General features: G+C 66.1%; 14 protein-coding genes. 4 read left to right on the top strand and 10 right to left on the bottom strand.

What is annotated here, in order from left to right; all coding sequences use genetic code 11:
* Positions 1-3: 3 nt before the first annotated feature.
* Positions 4-990: a magnesium/cobalt transporter CorA gene (gene corA, locus QTH97_RS14825; RefSeq protein ID WP_286568988.1), complete on the top strand. Its 987-nt coding sequence runs from the start codon at positions 4-6 to the stop codon at positions 988-990.
* Here corA and QTH97_RS14820 read toward each other — a convergent pair.
* The 10 genes from QTH97_RS14820 to QTH97_RS14775 all read right to left on the bottom strand — a co-directional run bounded on the left by QTH97_RS14820 (position 983) and on the right by QTH97_RS14775 (position 12,431).
* Positions 983-1,774: a 5'-methylthioadenosine/adenosylhomocysteine nucleosidase gene (locus QTH97_RS14820; RefSeq protein ID WP_286568987.1), complete on the bottom strand. Its 792-nt coding sequence runs from the start codon at positions 1,772-1,774 to the stop codon at positions 983-985. The two genes, corA and QTH97_RS14820, sit on opposite strands and share 8 nt — an antisense overlap.
* A gap of 29 nt (positions 1,775-1,803) precedes the next feature.
* Complete coding sequence (locus tag QTH97_RS14815; protein ID WP_286568986.1) at positions 1,804-3,426, bottom strand: ABC transporter substrate-binding protein; 1,623 nt, start codon at positions 3,424-3,426, stop codon at positions 1,804-1,806.
* Between the two features lie 32 nt (positions 3,427-3,458).
* Entirely contained in the window at positions 3,459-4,460 is a 1,002-nt protein-coding gene (locus tag QTH97_RS14810; protein WP_286568985.1) for a peptide ABC transporter ATP-binding protein, read from the bottom strand.
* Positions 4,457-5,476: an ABC transporter ATP-binding protein gene (locus QTH97_RS14805; RefSeq protein WP_286568984.1), complete on the bottom strand. Its 1,020-nt coding sequence runs from the start codon at positions 5,474-5,476 to the stop codon at positions 4,457-4,459. The genes QTH97_RS14810 and QTH97_RS14805 overlap by 4 nt, the downstream gene beginning before the upstream one ends.
* 138 nt (positions 5,477-5,614) lie before the next feature.
* Complete coding sequence (locus tag QTH97_RS14800; protein WP_286568983.1) at positions 5,615-6,514, bottom strand: ABC transporter permease subunit; 900 nt, start codon at positions 6,512-6,514, stop codon at positions 5,615-5,617.
* The gene (locus QTH97_RS14795) at positions 6,511-7,521 is read right to left on the bottom strand and encodes an ABC transporter permease subunit (protein WP_286568982.1); all 1,011 of its coding nucleotides are present in this window, start codon (positions 7,519-7,521) and stop codon (positions 6,511-6,513) included. The genes QTH97_RS14800 and QTH97_RS14795 overlap by 4 nt, the downstream gene beginning before the upstream one ends.
* 50 nt (positions 7,522-7,571) lie before the next feature.
* Positions 7,572-9,251, bottom strand: coding sequence for a long-chain-fatty-acid--CoA ligase (locus QTH97_RS14790; RefSeq protein WP_286568981.1), 1,680 nt, complete (start codon positions 9,249-9,251; stop codon positions 7,572-7,574).
* A gap of 118 nt (positions 9,252-9,369) precedes the next feature.
* Positions 9,370-10,857, bottom strand: a complete 1,488-nt coding sequence (locus tag QTH97_RS14785) for an NAD(P)(+) transhydrogenase (Re/Si-specific) subunit beta (protein WP_286568980.1) — start codon at positions 10,855-10,857, stop codon at positions 9,370-9,372.
* An 85-nt stretch (positions 10,858-10,942) separates the two neighbouring features.
* A complete protein-coding gene (locus tag QTH97_RS14780; protein WP_286568979.1) occupies positions 10,943-11,269 on the bottom strand; it encodes an NAD(P) transhydrogenase subunit alpha part 2 in 327 nt (108 codons plus the stop codon).
* A gap of 31 nt (positions 11,270-11,300) precedes the next feature.
* Complete coding sequence (locus QTH97_RS14775; RefSeq protein WP_286568978.1) at positions 11,301-12,431, bottom strand: Re/Si-specific NAD(P)(+) transhydrogenase subunit alpha; 1,131 nt, start codon at positions 12,429-12,431, stop codon at positions 11,301-11,303.
* A gap of 265 nt (positions 12,432-12,696) precedes the next feature.
* Here QTH97_RS14775 and QTH97_RS14770 point away from each other — a divergent pair, with 265 nt between their 5' ends.
* From QTH97_RS14770 to QTH97_RS14760, 3 genes are read left to right on the top strand one after another with little or no spacing between them, the layout of a single operon-like run.
* Complete coding sequence (locus QTH97_RS14770) at positions 12,697-13,425, top strand: response regulator transcription factor (RefSeq protein ID WP_286568977.1); 729 nt, start codon at positions 12,697-12,699, stop codon at positions 13,423-13,425.
* Complete coding sequence (locus tag QTH97_RS14765) at positions 13,422-15,833, top strand: CHASE2 domain-containing protein (RefSeq protein WP_286568976.1); 2,412 nt, start codon at positions 13,422-13,424, stop codon at positions 15,831-15,833. The genes QTH97_RS14770 and QTH97_RS14765 overlap by 4 nt, the downstream gene beginning before the upstream one ends.
* 5 nt (positions 15,834-15,838) lie before the next feature.
* Positions 15,839-16,303 (top strand): NUDIX hydrolase, encoded by a 465-nt coding sequence (locus QTH97_RS14760; protein WP_286569106.1) that lies wholly within the window; start codon positions 15,839-15,841, stop codon positions 16,301-16,303.
* Positions 16,304-16,323 lie beyond the last annotated feature (20 nt).

Here is a 16,323-nt window from a genome sequence, read left to right as displayed (position 1 = left end):
GCCATGCTCAACATCTTCACGCTCGCCAACGGCCGCCTCGTCCAGGAAGAGATCGAGGCGCTCGAAGAGCTTTCCCGGTTCCAGCCCATCTGGGTCGACCTCGAATCGCCCACCGTCGAAGAAAAGCGCTGGATCAAGCAGTACTACGGCCTCTCCATCCCCGAAGACGCGATGGACGAGGACATCGAGGAATCCGCGCGCTTCTATGAAGAGGACAACGGCGAACTCCACATCCGCAGCGACTTCCTGATCGACGATGACGAGAACCCGCGCTCGGTGCGCGTGGCCTTCATCCTCAACCAGCACAACACCGAATTGCGCAGCCGCGGCGTGCTGTTTTCCATCCACGACGAAGACGTGCCGGTGTTTCGCCTGCTGCGCATGCGCGCCCGCCGCGCCCCCGGCCTGATCGAGGATGCCAAGGAAGTGCTGCTGAAGCTCTTCGATGCCGACGCCGAATACTCGGCCGACACGCTGGAGAACATCTACGACGAACTCGAATCCGCCGGCAAGAAGGTGCTTTCGGGCAACGTGAGCGACGAACTGGCTGGCGAAGTGCTCGGCCTGATCGCGCGGCAGGAAGACTTGAACGGACGCATCCGCCGCAATGTGATGGACACCCGCCGCGCGGTGAGCTTCATGATGCGCAGCCGCATGCTCAACGCCGAGCAGTTCGAGGAAGCGCGGCAGATTCTTCGCGACATCGAATCGCTCGACAACCACACGGCCTTCCTGTTCGACAAGATCAACTTCCTGATGGATGCGACCGTCGGTTTCATCAACATCAACCAGAACAAGACCATCAAGATCTTCTCGGTCGCGAGCGTGGCGCTGCTGCCGCCGACATTGATCGCGAGCGTGTACGGCATGAACTTCAAGTTCATGCCCGAACTCGATCTGAGCTACGGCTACGCCTACGCGATCGTGCTGATGATCGCGAGCGCGCTGGTGCCGATGTGGTACTTCCGCCGACGCGGCTGGCTCAAATAGGCGCGTGCGGGTCCAACGGCAGCGTGGCCAGCCAGGCGTCGACCACGGCGAGGCTGTAGCGGCTCGCGACCGACGAGACGAAGCGCGTGAAATCGCCATGCGCCGCGTCGTCCGCCCGATCTGAAATCGTGCGCACCGCGGCGAAGGGAACGCCGTAGTCGTGGCACACCTGCGCCACGGCCGCGCCTTCCATCTCGACGGCGAGCGCATCCGGCAACGCAAGGCGCAGCGCTTCGCTCTCGGCCGAGGTCGACACGAAGCGGTCCCCGCTGACCACCAGGCCGCGATGGACCTTCGGCGCCGTCAACCGGAAGTCCTCGACCACCTTCTCGCCGAGCAGGGTCACCGGATCGCTCAACAAGTCGGCCGCCACGATGGCCAGCCCATCGCTGATCGCGGTGTCGGTGGCGAAGCGCGCATGGCCGGTCAAAGGCACTTCGTACTTCGGGAAGATCGGCGACGCGTCCAGGTCGTGTTGCAGGAGTCTGGTCGCCACGACGACATCGCCGACCTCGACGCCGGGCGCCAGGCCACCGGCAACGCCGGTGAACACGATGGCGCGCACGGCGAACCGCTCCATCAACACCGTCGCCGTGGTGGCCGCCGCCACCTTGCCGATGCGCGACAGCACCGCGACCACGAGCTGGCCCTGCAAGTGGCCGACCCAGTAGTCGCGGCCGGCCACGTGGATGCGCTGCTCGTCGGGCATCTGCGCGAGCAGCGCCGCCAACTCCTCGTGCATGGCAGCGACGATGGCGATGGGCAGACGAGGCGAATCGCTCATCGCGCTTCGTGGCTCAAGCCGCTATTCCACTATTGCTTGATATCCACGCCGTAGAAGGTGTGGCGGCCGAACGGGCTGAGCTTGAAGTCGACGACTTCCTTGCGCACCGGCTTCAACTGCACGGCGTGTGCGATCGTGAACCACGGCGCCTGCTCCTTGAACATCACCTGCGCCTTCTTGTAGAGCGCATCGCGCTCGGCCTGCTTGGGCACGTTCTTCGCCTGCACGACCAGATCCTCGTAGGGCTTGTAGCAGAACTTCGCCACGTTGCTGCCGTTCGATTGCGCCGAGGCGCAGCCCAGCAGGGTGTAGAGGAAGTTGTCCGGATCGCCGTTGTCGCCCGTCCAGCCGAGCATGCCCATCTGGTGTTCGCCGGCCTGCATGCGCTTGCGGTATTCACCCCATTCGAAGGACTTGATCTCGGCCTTGACGCCGATCTTCGCGAGGTCGGCCTGCATCAGTTCGGCGATGCGCTTGGCGTTCGGGTTGTAGGGGCGCTGAACCGGCATCGCCCACAGGTCGGTGGTGAAGCCATCCGGGTAGCCCGCCTGCGCAAGCAGCTTCTTCGCGGCTTCGGGGTCGTACGGATCGTCCTTGATCGCATCGTTGTACGACCACATGGTCGGCGGGATCGGGTTCTTGGCGGCGACGCCGGTGCTGAGGTAGACGCCGTCGATGATGGCCTTCTTGTTGATCGCCATGTTGAGCGCCTTGCGCACGCGCACGTCGTCGAAGGGCTTCTTCTGCGTGTTGTAGGCGAGGTAGCCGACGTTGAGGCCGGCCTGCTCCAGCACCTGCACGTTGGGGTCCTTGCGGATCGCGTCCAGGTCGGCGGGGTTCGGGTAGGGCATCACATGGCACTCGCCCTTCTGCAGCTTGGCCCAGCGCACCGATGCGTCGGGCGTGATCGCGAAGATCAGGTCGTCGATCTTGGCCTTGCCACCCCAGTACTGCGGAAAGGCCTTGAAGCGAACGATGGCGTCCTTCTGGTACTGCACGAGATAGAACGGTCCGGTGCCGATCGGATCCTGGTCGATCTTCTCCGGCGTGCCGGCCTTGAGCATCGCGATCGCATATTCCTTTGACTGGATGCCGGCGTAGGGCATCGCGAGGTTGGCCAGGAAGGGCGCCTCGGGCTTGTTCAGCGTGAACTTCACCGTGTAGTCATCGATGCGGTCGATGGACTTCAGCAGCTTGGGCATGCCCATGTCGTTGAAGTACGAGTGGTTCGGGCTCGTGACCTTGAAATAGGGGTCGTTCTCCTTCCACTGGCGCTCCATCATGAAGATGACGTCGTCGGCATTGAAGTCGCGCGTCGGCTTGAAACTCTTGGCCGTGTTGTGCCACTTCACGCCCTTGCGCAGCTTGAAGGTGTATTCCGTGCCGTCGGGCGAAATGGTCCAGCTCTCGGCGAGGCCCGGCACCACCTTGGTCGTGCCGCGCTCGAAGTCGACGAGGTTGTTGTAGACCTGCGTGGTGGCGTCGAAGGAGGTACCGGTGGTGTTCACTGCCGCATAGAAGTTCTCGGGGCTGCCTTCCGAGCAATAGACCAGGGTCTTGGCCGAAGCGGCGCCGCAGGCGAGCGCGAGCGCCGCCGGCGCCAGCAGCGCTGCGGTGCGTAGGCGGCGCGAGAGTTTGGAAGTGGGGGACATGTCGGTCGACTCCTTCAGGGTTGAATCCGCACTTACGCGGGCAGGGAATGATCGGCACGGACTTCCGCCGCACCATCGAGAAACTTTTCGGCATGGTGGCAGGCCACCATGCGTTCGTCGAGCAGGCGCGGCAGTGGCCGTTCCGTGCGGCAGCGCTCGGTGGCGTGCGCGCACCGCGTGTTGAACACGCATCCCGACGGCGGCGACAGCGGCGAAGGCAGCTCGCCCTTCAGCACGATGCGCTCCGCCGCGAGACCGGGCGTCGAGGCCAGCAGCGCCTGCGTGTAAGGGTGAAGCGGCCGCGCGAAGATGCGCGCCTTGGGGCCTTGCTCCACCGCATGGCCCAGGTACATCACCAGCACGTCGTGCGCGATGTGGCGCACCACACCGAGGTCGTGCGAGATGAAGAGATAGGACAACCCCAGGTCGGCCTGCAGGTCCGCGAGCAGGTTCAGCACCTGTGCCTGGATCGACACGTCGAGCGCGGACACAGGCTCGTCGGCCACCAGCAGGCGCGGGTCGAGCATCAGCGCGCGCGCGATCGCGATGCGCTGGCGCTGGCCGCCCGAGAACATGTGCGGATAGCGGTTGGCGTATTCGGGCCGCAGACCGACGCGCGCCAGCATGTCGCGGGCCTTCGCCGCGCGCTCCGACTTGCCGAGCGATGTGTTGATCGCCAGCGGGTCTTCGAGCACGGCCGAGATCTTCTTGCGCGGGTTGAGCGAACCGTAGGGGTTCTGGAACACGAGCTGTACGGCTTGCCGCAGTTCGCGCCGGCGCTCCGCGGGGGGGTCGACCGCATCGTGGCCCACCAAGGTCAGGGAGCCCGCCGTGGGCTTCTCGATCAGCGCGACCATGCGCGCCAAGGTCGACTTGCCGCAGCCCGATTCGCCGACCACAGCGAGCGTGCGGCCCTTCTCCAGCTTGAAGGAGATGTTGCCGACCGCTTGCAGATGCGCAGGCGCCCGGAAGAGCCCGCGCCGGACCGAATAGACGCGCTGCAGCCCTTTCGCCTCGACGACTACTTCGCTCATCGCACGAACTCCACCACCTGCGAACCATCGCGTGCCAGCGCCTCGTTGCGCTGCGGATCGCCGAGCGCGTAGTGGCAACGCACCTGCCCGCCCATCCACTCCCGCAGCTCGGGCCGAACGGTGCGCGAGTGCGCCGTGGCATAGGTGCAGCGCGGCGCGAAGAGGCATCCGACCGGCCGGTCGTGCACCCCCGGCACCACGCCCGCGATGGTGGCCAGCCGACCTTCCCCCGCCGTGCGCTCGGGCAAGGCCGCGAGCAACGCCGCCGTGTAAGGGTGCTGAGGCGCGGCGAACAGCTCGGCCACGCCGCGCTCCTCCATCACCTGCCCCGCATACATCACGGCCACGCGCTGCGCCATCTCGCTGACCACGCCCATGTTGTGCGTGATCAGCACCAGCCCCATGCCGCGCTCCTTCTGCAGGCTGCGCAACAGGTCGAGGATCTGTGCCTGGATCGTCACGTCGAGCGCGGTGGTCGGCTCGTCGGCGATCAGCAGGCGCGGATTGCAGGCGATCGCCATCGCGATCATCACGCGCTGGTTCATGCCGCCCGACAACTGGTGCGGATAGGCACCGAGGCGCGACGACGCGGCCGGGATGCCCACCTGCTCGAGCAGTTCGGTCGCGCGCTTCTTCGCCTCGCGCTTGTCGAGGTTCAGGTGCAGGCGCAAGGTCTCCATCAACTGCCAGCCGATGGTGAAGCAGGGATTGAGGCTCGTCGTCGGCTCCTGGAAGATCATGGCGACGTCCTTGCCGACGAGGCTGCGCCGCTCCTTGTCGGAGATGCCGAGCAAGTCATGGCCGGCGAAGCGCAGGTGCTGCGCACGCACGCGGCCGGGCCAGCCGATGAGACCCATCAGCGCCATCATCGTGACGCTCTTGCCCGAGCCCGATTCGCCGACGATGCCGAGCACCTCGCCCTGCTCCAGGCGAAGGCTCACGCCATCGACCGCGTGCAGCGTGCCGCCTTGCGTGGGGAACTCGACATGCAGATCGCGTATATCAAGCAGCGGCATCGGCGCCCTCCGCACGCGAACCCGTCGCGGCCGAGTCCAGGAACCCGACGGAACCGGCCTTGCCGGTCCGCAGGGGTTGCCCCCGGAGGGGGTGTCCGAGCCACACGAAGTGGGCGAGGCTGGGGGCGAGCTTCATGACTAGCGCTTCAGTTTGGGATCGAGCGCATCGCGCAGGCCGTCACCCAGCAGGTTGAACGCGAGGACGGCTGCGAGGATCGCGAGACCCGGAAAGGTGACCACCCACCACGCGCGCAAGACGAACTCGCGTGCATCGGCCAGCATCGTTCCCCACTCCGGCGACGGCGGCTGCGCGCCCAGGCCGAGAAAGCCCAGCGCCGCCGCATCGAGGATGGCGGTCGAGACACCCAGCGAAGCCTGCACGATGAGCGGAGCGGCGCAGTTGGGCAGCACCTCGCGGAACATCAGGCGCAGCGTGCCTGCGCCGCTCACGCGCGCGGCCGTCACGTAATCGCGCGAGACCTCGGAGATCACGGCGGCGCGCGTGATGCGCACGTAGTGCGGCAGCACCACGATCGCGACCGCCAGCATCGCATTGATCAGCCCCGGGCCGAGGATCGCGACGATCACGATCGCGAGCAGCAGGCTCGGCAGCGTGAGGATCACGTCCATCAGCCGCATGATCGCGATCTCGAGCACGCCGCGAAAGAAGCCCGCGATCAGTCCCAGCGCGATGCCGACCGCGACCGAGATCGCAACGACGGCCATGCCGATCGACAGCGAGAGCCGTGCGCCGTACATGAGCCGCGACAGGATGTCCCGGCCGATGGCGTCGGTGCCCAGAACGTGCGTTGCCGTGCCTCCCTCCTGCCAGGCGGGAGGCCGCAGGAACGCCGTGCTGTCGGTCTGGTTGGGCGCATGGGGCGCGATCCACGGTGCAAACAGCGCCACCAGCAGCAGCACTACCACCACGCCCAGGCCGATGACCGCGCCGCGATTGGCCGAGAACGAGCCCCAGAACTCACGCCAGGGCCCTGGCGGCGCCGAGTTTCTTTCGACAGGAACAGCGGCCGTATTCATCGCGATTGCCGGATTCGGGGATTGATGAAGCCGTAGGCCAGATCGACCACGACGTTGACCACCATTACGATGACGCCGAGCAGCAGCATGCCACCCTGGAGCACCGGATAGTCGCGCCGGCCGATGGCTTCGATCAGCCACTTGCCGACACCGGGCCAGGAAAAGATCGTCTCGGTCAGGATGGCGCCCGTGAAGAGCACACCCACCTGCAGCCCGATGACCGTGACCACCGGGATGAGCGCGTTGCGCAGCGCGTGCACGCCCACCACGCGCAGCGGCGCAAGGCCCTTCGCGCGCGCAGTGCGGATGTAGTCCTCGCCGAGCACCTCGAGCATGGCCGACCGCGTCATCCGCGCGATCACCGCCAGCGTGTTGGTGCCCAGCACGATGGCCGGCAGGATCAGGTGCTGCAGCGCCGAGAAGAACGCGCCCTTGTCATCCGACAGCAACGAGTCGATCAGAAGGAAGCCGGTCACTGGCTCGATGTAGTACTGCACCGCGATGCGGCCCGAGACCGGCGTCCATCCGAGCTGCACCGAAAAGAACAGGATCAGCAGCAACCCCCACCAGAAGATGGGCATCGAATAGCCGGTGAGCGAGGTCGCCATCACCCCGTGGTCGAACAGCGAGTTGCGCTTGACCGCCGCGATGATGCCCGCCGGAATGCCGAGCAAGAGCGCGAAGAGGATGGCGCACACCGCCAACTCGACGGTGGCCGGGAAGAGCGCGAGAAACTCGCTCATCACCGGCTCCTGCGTGATGACCGACTTGCCCAGGTCGCCGTGCATCACGCGCTCGATATAGATGCCGTATTGCGTGAAGAGCGGCTTGTCGAGGCCATAGTCCTTCAGCAACTGCGCGTGCCGCACCGGATCGATGCCGCGCTCGCCGGCGAGCGTCTCGATGGGGTCGCCCGGCACCAGCCGGATCAGGAAAAACGCGAGCAGCGTCATGCCGATGAAGGTCGGCACGAGGAGGCTGGCGCGGGTCAGGATGAATCGGAACATTCAGTCCCAATATGCAAGAGCGATGCCGGGTCGCGTCCCGGGCCGAACCCTTACTTTTTGACGTCGCGCAGTTCGCGTCGCAGGATCTTGCCGACCGGCGTCTTGGGGAGGTCCGTACGGAACTCGATGACACGCGGCTGCTTGTAGCCGGTGAGGTTCGCGCGGCAGAACTCGCGGATCGCGGCCTCGGTGAGGTCGGCGTCCTTCTTGACGATCACGAGCTTCACGGTCTCGCCGGTCTTGTCGTCGGCAACGCCCACCGCGGCGCATTCGAGCACGCCAGGGATCTGCGCGACCACGTCCTCGATCTCGTTCGGGTACACGTTGAAGCCCGATACCAGGATCATGTCCTTCTTGCGATCGACGATCTTGAAGTAGCCGCGTTCGTCGACCACGCCGACGTCGCCGGTCTTGAAGTAGCCGTCGGCGGTCATGACCTTGGCTGTTTCGTCGGGCCGCTGCCAGTAGCCGGCCATCACCTGCGGCCCCTTGACCGCGACTTCGCCGGCCTGGCCCGGGGCGACATCATGGCCGTCGTCATCGAGCAGCTTCACGTAGGTGCTGGGCAAGGGCACGCCGATCGTGCCGGTGTACGCGATGCTCGTCGTCGGATTGCAGGTGACCGAGGGCGAGGTTTCGGAAAGGCCATAGCCTTCGCAGATCGGGCAGCCCGTCTTGTCGAGCCACAGCTTGGCCACCGCGCCCTGCACCGCCATGCCGCCGCCGACGGAGACCTTCAGGTTCTTCCAGTTGACGGTGTTGAAATCAGGATGGTTCGCGAGGCCATTGAACAGCGTGTTGACGGCGGGAAAGCTGTGGAAGGTGTGCTTCGACAACTCCTTGAGCACGCCGGCGATGTCGCGCGGGTTCGGGATCAGGATCAGCTTTCCGCCCGTGCGCATGCTCAGCATCATGTTCACGGTGAAGGCGAAGATGTGATACAGCGGCAGCGCGCACACGCTGGTCGGCTGCTCGCCGGCGGGCACCTTCTGCATGACCGGATCGTTCCAGGCTTCAGACTGCAGCACGTTGGCGATCACATTGCGATGCAGCAGCACCGCACCCTTCGACACGCCCGTGGTGCCGCCGGTGTATTGCAGCACCGCGACGTCGTCGGGGCCGATCGCCGCCGGCTGGACGGTGCGCGACGCGCCCTTTTCGAGCGCCTCGTTGAAACGCACCGCGCCGGGCAGGCTGTACTGGGGCACCATCTTCTTGACGTTTCGCACCACGTAGTTGACCAGCGTTCCCTTGAGCAGGCCCAGCCGGTCGCCCATCGCGGCCAGCACGACGTGCTTGACCGGCGTGGCCGCGATGCATTGCTGCAGCGTGGTGCCGAAGTTCTCCATGATGACGATCGCCTTGGAGCCGGAATCCTTGAGCTGGTGCTCCAGCTCCCGCGGCGTGTAGAGCGGGTTCACGTTGACGAGGATCAGGCCGGCGCGCAACAGGCCGGCCACCGCGATCGGGTACTGCGGACAGTTGGGCATCATCACCGCGATGCGGTCACCCTTGACGAGGCCGAGGCCCTGCAGATAGCCAGCGAAGGCGCGACTCTGACGGTCGACGTCGGCGTAGCTCACGTCCTTGCCCATGAAGCTATAGGCCGTACGGTCGGCGTATTTGGAAAAGCTTTCTTCCATCAGCGCGACCAGCGAGGGGTAGCGCGAGGCGTCGATGTCGGCGGGCACGCCTTGCGGATAGCTGCCGAGCCAGGGGCGATCAGTCACAGTGAGTCTCCAGTGCGAAATCTTGTAAGGAAATTTGCCGCCATCGTAACTTGACGATCGGATGCGGCACGGGCCGCGACACTGCGCGGCCCGTGGTTTTCAAGCGCGGCGCCGAAAATTACTCGATTGCCTTCGCCATGTCCTCGACCACCTTCTTGGCGTCGCCGAAGACCATCATGGTCTTGTCCATGTAGAACAGTTCGTTGTCCAGGCCTGCGTAGCCCGCGGCCATCGAACGCTTGTTCACGATCACCGTCTTGGCCTTGTAGGCCTCCAGGATCGGCATGCCGTAGATCGGCGTTCCCTTCTGCAGCGCGGCCGGGTTCACCACGTCGTTGGCGCCCAGGATGATCGCGACGTCGGCCTGGCCGAACTCGCCGTTGATGTCTTCCATCTCGAACACCTGGTCGTAGGGCACTTCGGCTTCCGCCAGCAGCACGTTCATGTGGCCCGGCATGCGCCCCGCCACGGGATGGATCGCGTACTTGACGGTCACGCCGTGCTCGGTGAGCTTGGCGGCGAGCTCCTTCACGGCGTGCTGCGCGCGCGCCACGGCGAGGCCATAGCCCGGCACGATGATCACGGTCTCGGCATTGGAGAGAACGAAGGCCGCGTCATCGGCGCTGCCGCTCTTGACCGGGCGCTGCTCCTTGGCACCGGTAGCGGCACTGGCCGCCTCACCGCCGAAGCCGCCCAGGATCACGTTGAAGAACGAGCGGTTCATCGCCTTGCACATGATGTAGCTCAGGATCGCACCCGAGGAGCCCACCAGCGAACCGGCCACGATCAGCATCGCGTTGTTCAGGCTGAAGCCGATACCCGCCGCCGCCCAGCCCGAGTAGCTGTTGAGCATCGACACCACCACCGGCATGTCGGCGCCGCCGATCGGGATGATGATCAGCACGCCCATCACGAAGGCCAGCAGCAGCATCGCGAGGAAGGCGGCCCAGCTCTCGGTGGCCATGTAGACCAGCCCGAGGCCGATGGTCAGCAGGCCCAGCACGAGGTTGAGCATGTGCTGGCCCTTGAACTGCACCGGCGCACCCTGGAACAGCCGGAACTTGTACTTGCCCGAGAGCTTGCCGAAGGCGATGACCGAGCCGCTGAAGGTGATGGCACCGATGGCCGCGCCCAGGAACAGCTCCAGCCGGTTGCCCGCTGGAATGGCGTAGCGCAGGAAGCCGTCGATGACGGCAGCCCCTTCGGGCGTGTTGACACCCACGGCAGCCGCGACCGGTGCCGGCGTGATGCCGAAGGCCCAGGGCTCGACCACCGCGGCCACCGCGATGAAGACGGCCGCCAGGCCGATCATGCTGTGGAAGAAGGCCACCAACTCGGGCATCTGCGTCATCTCGACGGTCTTGGCGCGGTAGGCGCCGTAGCCGCCGCCGACGACCACGCCCAGCAGCACCCAGGCCATGCCCATGGCCTTGCCGCCGGAGAGTTGGACGATCAATGCCGCGGTGGTCAGCATGGCGATGGCCATGCCGACCATGCCGAAGATGTTGCCGCGGATGGACGTCGTGGGGTGGGAGAGGCCCTTGAGGGCCTGGATGAAGCAGACCGACGCGATGAGGTACAGCAGCGTGACAACGTTCATGGACATTATTGGCTCTCCCCCAGGCTTGCCACTTCGTGTGCTTCGCGCACCCCCTCAAGGGGGCCCGCGCCTTCGAGCGGTCGTGCGGCGCTCATGCTGCATTCCCCTTTTCGGCAGCAGGTGCCTTCTTGTCCTTCTTCTTGAACATCTCCAGCATGCGCCGGGTGACCAGGAAGCCGCCGAAGACGTTCACCGCCGCGAGCGCGACCGCCAGCACGCCCATGGTCTTGCCCAGGCCGCTTTCGGTGAGCGCCGCCGCCAGCATGGCGCCGACGATCACGATCGCCGAGATGGCGTTGGTGACCGCCATCAGCGGCGTGTGCAACGCCGGCGTGACAGTCCACACCACGTGATAGCCGACGTAGATGGCCAGCACGAAGATGATGAGGTTGATGACGGTGTGTGAAACGGGATCCATGGCTGCTTCTCCTCGCGGTTCGCTGGTTCGCTTATTTCTTCGTGACCTGGCCGTCTTGCGCCATGCGGCAGGCCGCCACGATGTCGTCTTCGAGGTCGATCTTCAGCGTGCCTTCCTTGGTCACGATGAGCTTCAGGAAGTCGAGCACGTTGCGCGCATAGAGCGAGGAGGCGTCCGCCGCGACCAGTGCAGCGAGATTGGTCTCTCCGACGATCGTCACGCCGTGTTTCACCACCGTCTTGTCGGCCTCGGAAAGCGGACAGTTGCCGCCGACGCCATCAGGCCCCTTGCCTGCGGCGATGTCCACGATGACCGAACCCGGCTTCATCGACTTCACCATGTCCTCGGTGATCAGCGTCGGCGCGGCGCGGCCCGGGATCAGCGCGGTGCTGATCACGATGTCGGCCAGCGCCACGCGCTTGGCGACCTCGACCTGCTGGCGCGCCAGCCAGCTCGGCGGCATCGGCTTGGCGTAGCCACCGACACCGACAGCGGCTTCTTTTTCTTCATCCGTGTCGTAGGACACCTCGATGAACTTGCCGCCCAGCGACTCGATCTGTTCCTTGACGCTCGGGCGCACGTCCGAAGCCTCGATGACGGCGCCCAGCCGCTTGGCCGTGGCGATCGCCTGCAAGCCCGCAACGCCGACACCCAGGATGACGACACGCGCCGCTTTCACCGTGCCGGCCGCGGTCATCAGCATGGGGAAGAAGCGCTGGTATCTGTCGGCCGCGATCATCACGGCCTTGTAGCCCGCGATGTTGGCCTGCGAGGACAGCACGTCCATGCTCTGCGCGCGCGTGGTGCGCGGGGCGGCCTCGAGCGCGAAGGCGGCGAGCCCTGCCGCCGCAAGCCGTTGCAGGCCGGCGGTATCGAAGGGATTGAGCATGCCGATGACAACGGTGCCCGGCTTCATCAGCGCGATCTCGTTGTCGAACGGCGAGCGCACCTTGAGAACGATGTCGGCGCCGAAGGCCCCGGCCTGGTCGGTGATCTCGGCACCGGCGGCCTGGTAGGCCGCATCGGTGACGCTGGCGGCAACGCCGGCGCCTGACTGCACACGCACGGTGTGGCCCTGCGCCGTGAGCTTTTTCGCCGTCTCCGGAGTGACGGCGACACGGGTTTCGCCTAGCGCAGTTTCGGCCGGCACGCCTATCAGCATGGACTTCTCCTCAGGGCAGCATTGAAATTTCGCGCCGAGCTTACATGAAGACGCGCCCCACAAGTTGTCCCAGAGGCGCTGCTTCAAGTATGTTGCGTCTGCGTCCACACAGCGCTTGACGCTACCAAATCGATAGCGACATTGGGGTATGCACCCATTGATCGCGTGAACAAATCGCCACGCCGAAACGCGCGTCAATAGGTACACTCCCGGCACGTGACCGATCAAGAGACTTCGGCACGAATAACGAGATACAGGGAATGGAATGCGAATTGCAGCGCTCGACGACGAGGCGGTCCAGCTCGAACTGATCCGCCACACGATGGAAGGCATTGGTCACGAATGCCATGGCTTCAGCGATGGGAAAACGCTGTTGCGCGATCTCCGCCAGCAGACATACGACCTGCTGATCCTCGATTGGACCCTCCCCGACGTGCAGGGACCGCGAGTGGTGCGATGGATCCGCGAGGATCTCAGCAGCCGCATCCCCATCCTCTTCGTGACGAACCGGCGCGAAGAAAAGGACATGGTGGAGGGGCTCGCGGCCGGCGCCGATGACTTCATGGTCAAGCCGATCCGCGTAGCCGAACTGCAGGCCCGCGTTCGCGCGCTGCTGCGTCGCTCCTATCCGGCGCAGCACGATGCCGACCTGGTCTTCGGCGCCTATCACTTCGTTCCAGCGACGCGCAGCCTGCGGGTGCACGGAAAGACGACCGATCTGAGCCACCGCGAATACGAGCTGGCCCTCTTCCTGTTCCAGAACATCGGCCGCCTGCTGTCGCGCGAACATCTGCGCGAAGCGGTGTGGGGCGTCGGGGGCGAATCGCCTTCGCGCTCGCTCGACACGCACATCTCCCGCCTGCGCGTGAAGCTGGACCTGATGCCATCCAACGGATTTCTTCTCTCCGCTGTGTACGGCCTCGGCTACCGGCTGGAGTCCATCGACGCCACCGTCCTCAGCCCGCTCTACAACACGACGAGCCATTCGGAATGAGCCCTGGGCGTCCGCGGCACCCGGCGGACCTGGCGCTACCTTCCGGACGCTGGCGCTGGGCGCAGCGGCGCGGCCCCTGGCTGATGCTGGCGTCCGCGCTGGTGTCGCTGGTCAGCGTGCTCAGCCTGACCCAGCCGATGCCGAGGGCGGACCGGCTGCTGCAGGACAGCGCGCGCGCCGCGCTGGCCGCGCCGCCGTCAGACGCCATCGTGATCGTGGCCATCGACCAGGAAAGCCTCGATGCGATCGGCCACTGGCCGTGGCGCCGCGCACAGCATGCCGAATTGCTGCGCGCCATCGCCGCGCAGTCGCCGAAGTGCATCGGCTTCGACCTGCTGTCGGCCGAGCCCGACGCCAGCCATCCGGGCGACGATGCGGTGCTCGCAAACGCCGTGCGCGACAGCGGCTGCGTGGTGCTGCCAACGGCCCTCCAGGCCTTCGGGCAGCGCTCGCCGCAGGAGCTTCTGCCCATCCCCGTGCTGGCCAAGGCCGCTGCCGGCATCGGGCACATCCACCTGTCGGTCGACGGGGATGGCCTCGCGCGCAGCGCCTATCTCCGTGAAGGCTTCGCGCAAAGCATGCGTCCGCACTTCGCGATCGCGCTGCGCGACGCTGCGGCTGCACGTGCGGCTGCTGGCGCGCCATCGACGCCGCCAACCGACGTCGAGCCCGCGGATGCCGTTGCGCCGGACCCCGATGACACGCCGCGCGCCTGGCTGCGTCGCGACCTGGAGGCGATCATGTTCACCCGCGGCCCCGCCCACTTCAGGACGGTCTCCTACGTCGACGTGCTTCGCGGCAACGTGGATCCCGACGTGTTTCGCGATCGCTACGTGCTCGTGGGCTCCACGGCGCCGGGACTCGGCGATGCGCATGCCAACTCGGCGCCGAACCGGCCCGGCCTCATGCCCAGGGTGGAGATCTTCGCCAACATGCTGCAGGCATCGCTCGCCGGGCAGCACGTGAAGTTCGCCGCTCCCTGGCAGGACCTGCTCTTCAATCTGGGGCCGCTGCTGGTGGCGCTGCTGGGCGTGCTGTGGCTGAGGCCGCTGGGTGTGATGGCGCTGATCGGGGCCATGCTCGCGCTGCTGATCGGCATCCTGGGCCAACCTTCGATCAACGTGCTGTTCGCTCCCGCGGCGGGCGTTGCCGGGCTGCTGGCGCTCTATCCGCTGTGGAGCCACATGCGGCTTTCGGCGGCCATCCGATCCTTGCGCCGCGGCACCGAAGAACTCTTGCGCGATGTCGGCCGCCGGCCCGTCGCCGCGCAGCGGAACGTCGGCGACTTTCTCGACCGCCAGATGGACGCCACGTGGGCCGCCGCGCGCCGCATGCAGGACGTGCACCGATTCGTGCGCGACGGGATCGACCATCTGCCCGACCCGACGCTGACCCTCAGCACCGAGGGCCGGGTCGTGCTCGCCAACGTCGCGGCGCAACGCTACTGGCAGCGCGGCACCAGCGGCATCCACGGCCAGGACGCCCATGGGCTCCTGGCCGGCATCCGCTCGCGCAGCAACGGCGCGCCGATGATGCCGAAAGGCGCCTTGCTCGGCGAGCTGCGAGCGATCCTGGGCGAGGGTGAAGATCCCCGAGGCCGCGCCGTCCTCCTGCGCTGCGTGCCCTTCTTCGACGCGGGCAACGAACACGCCGGCTGGATGGTATCGCTGGTCGACATCACGGAAATGCGGCGCGCGCAGGGCCAGCGCGACGAAGCGCTCCGCTTCATCGCGCACGACGCGCGCGAGCCCAGCGCGACGATCCTCACCATCATCGAACTGGCGCGCGAGCGGCCCGAAACCTTCGCCGACGGATCGTTGCTCGCGCGCATCGAACGCCAGGCCCACACAGGGCTCGAACTGGCCGATGGCTTCGTTAACCTCGCACGCGCCGAGGCCGAGCCCTTTCGTGCCGAACTGCTCGAACTGGTCGCATTGCTCCAGCAGACCATCGACGACAGCTGGGCGCGCGCGCGCCGGCGCCAGGTGCGCATCGTCCTGGTCAAGGCGCTCGACGAAGCGCAGTGCATCGCCGACCGCAACCTGTTGATGCGTGCTCTGGCCAATGTGCTGAGCAACGCGCTCAAGTATTCCCCGACGGGCGCCGACCTCGAATGCAGCGTGCAGGAAGACGAGCGGCACTGGCGCGTGGCGTTCCGCGACCACGGTCCCGGAATTCCGGTCGAGCTGCAGTCGCAACTGTTCCAGCCCTTCCACCGACTGAATCACGAGGCCCATCCCGAAGTCCACGGGGTCGGACTCGGGCTGTTGCTGGTGCGAACCGTGGTGCAGCGCCACGGCGGATCGGTGGAAATCGACAGCGCCGAAGGCGCCGGCTGTATCGTCACGCTGGTGCTTCCGAAGCCGACGTCCGTCGAGCGCGAGGCACTGGCATTGCACGAGGCATGACGAACATGGCAGAACGCTGGAAGCCCAATGTCACAGTGGCCGCGGTGATCGAGCAGGACGGCCGCTTCCTGCTTGTCGAGGAAGAAACCGACGAGGGGCTACTCCTCAACACGCCGGCCGGCCATCTCGACCCCGGCGAATCCCCGGCCGAAGGCTGCGCGCGCGAGACGTTGGAAGAAACAGCCCACCACTTCACGCCCACTGCCCTGATCGGCATCTACATGGCGCGAACGCGGCGGCAGGAAGACATCACCTACCTCCGCTTCGCCTTCGCCGGCACGCTCGGCGAACTGGAATCGGGACGCGCCTTGGACCACGGCATCGTCCGCACGCTGTGGATGACCGCCGAAGAGATCCGCGCCAGCACCGCCCGCCACCGCAGCCCCTTGCTCCTGCAGTGTGTCGAAGACTACCTCGCAGGCAAACGCCACCCCCTGACCCTCATCCACATCGACGACTCGGTGCAATAGCGCCGAACCCATTTCCCGAA

The organism is Variovorax gracilis (assembly GCF_030317115.1).
GTDB lineage: Bacteria > Pseudomonadota > Gammaproteobacteria > Burkholderiales > Burkholderiaceae_C > Variovorax > Variovorax gracilis.
This window is presented reverse-complemented; position numbering and strand designations above follow the sequence as displayed.

Coding starts and splice junctions, on each gene's coding strand:
- QTH97_RS14770 (WP_286568977.1), top strand. CDS start 12,697: ATGCGAATTGCAGCGCTCGACGACGAGGCGGTCCAGCTCGAACTGATC.
- QTH97_RS14760 (WP_286569106.1), top strand. CDS start 15,839: ATGGCAGAACGCTGGAAGCCCAATGTCACAGTGGCCGCGGTGATCGAG.
- QTH97_RS14810 (WP_286568985.1), bottom strand. CDS start 4,460: ATGAGCGAAGTAGTCGTCGAGGCGAAAGGGCTGCAGCGCGTCTATTCG.
- QTH97_RS14795 (WP_286568982.1), bottom strand. CDS start 7,521: ATGTTCCGATTCATCCTGACCCGCGCCAGCCTCCTCGTGCCGACCTTC.
- QTH97_RS14785 (WP_286568980.1), bottom strand. CDS start 10,857: ATGTCCATGAACGTTGTCACGCTGCTGTACCTCATCGCGTCGGTCTGC.
- QTH97_RS14820 (WP_286568987.1), bottom strand. CDS start 1,774: ATGAGCGATTCGCCTCGTCTGCCCATCGCCATCGTCGCTGCCATGCAC.
- QTH97_RS14815 (WP_286568986.1), bottom strand. CDS start 3,426: ATGTCCCCCACTTCCAAACTCTCGCGCCGCCTACGCACCGCAGCGCTG.
- corA (WP_286568988.1), top strand. CDS start 4: ATGCTCAACATCTTCACGCTCGCCAACGGCCGCCTCGTCCAGGAAGAG.
- QTH97_RS14780 (WP_286568979.1), bottom strand. CDS start 11,269: ATGGATCCCGTTTCACACACCGTCATCAACCTCATCATCTTCGTGCTG.
- QTH97_RS14765 (WP_286568976.1), top strand. CDS start 13,422: ATGAGCCCTGGGCGTCCGCGGCACCCGGCGGACCTGGCGCTACCTTCC.
- QTH97_RS14800 (WP_286568983.1), bottom strand. CDS start 6,514: ATGAATACGGCCGCTGTTCCTGTCGAAAGAAACTCGGCGCCGCCAGGG.
- QTH97_RS14775 (WP_286568978.1), bottom strand. CDS start 12,431: ATGCTGATAGGCGTGCCGGCCGAAACTGCGCTAGGCGAAACCCGTGTC.
- QTH97_RS14805 (WP_286568984.1), bottom strand. CDS start 5,476: ATGCCGCTGCTTGATATACGCGATCTGCATGTCGAGTTCCCCACGCAA.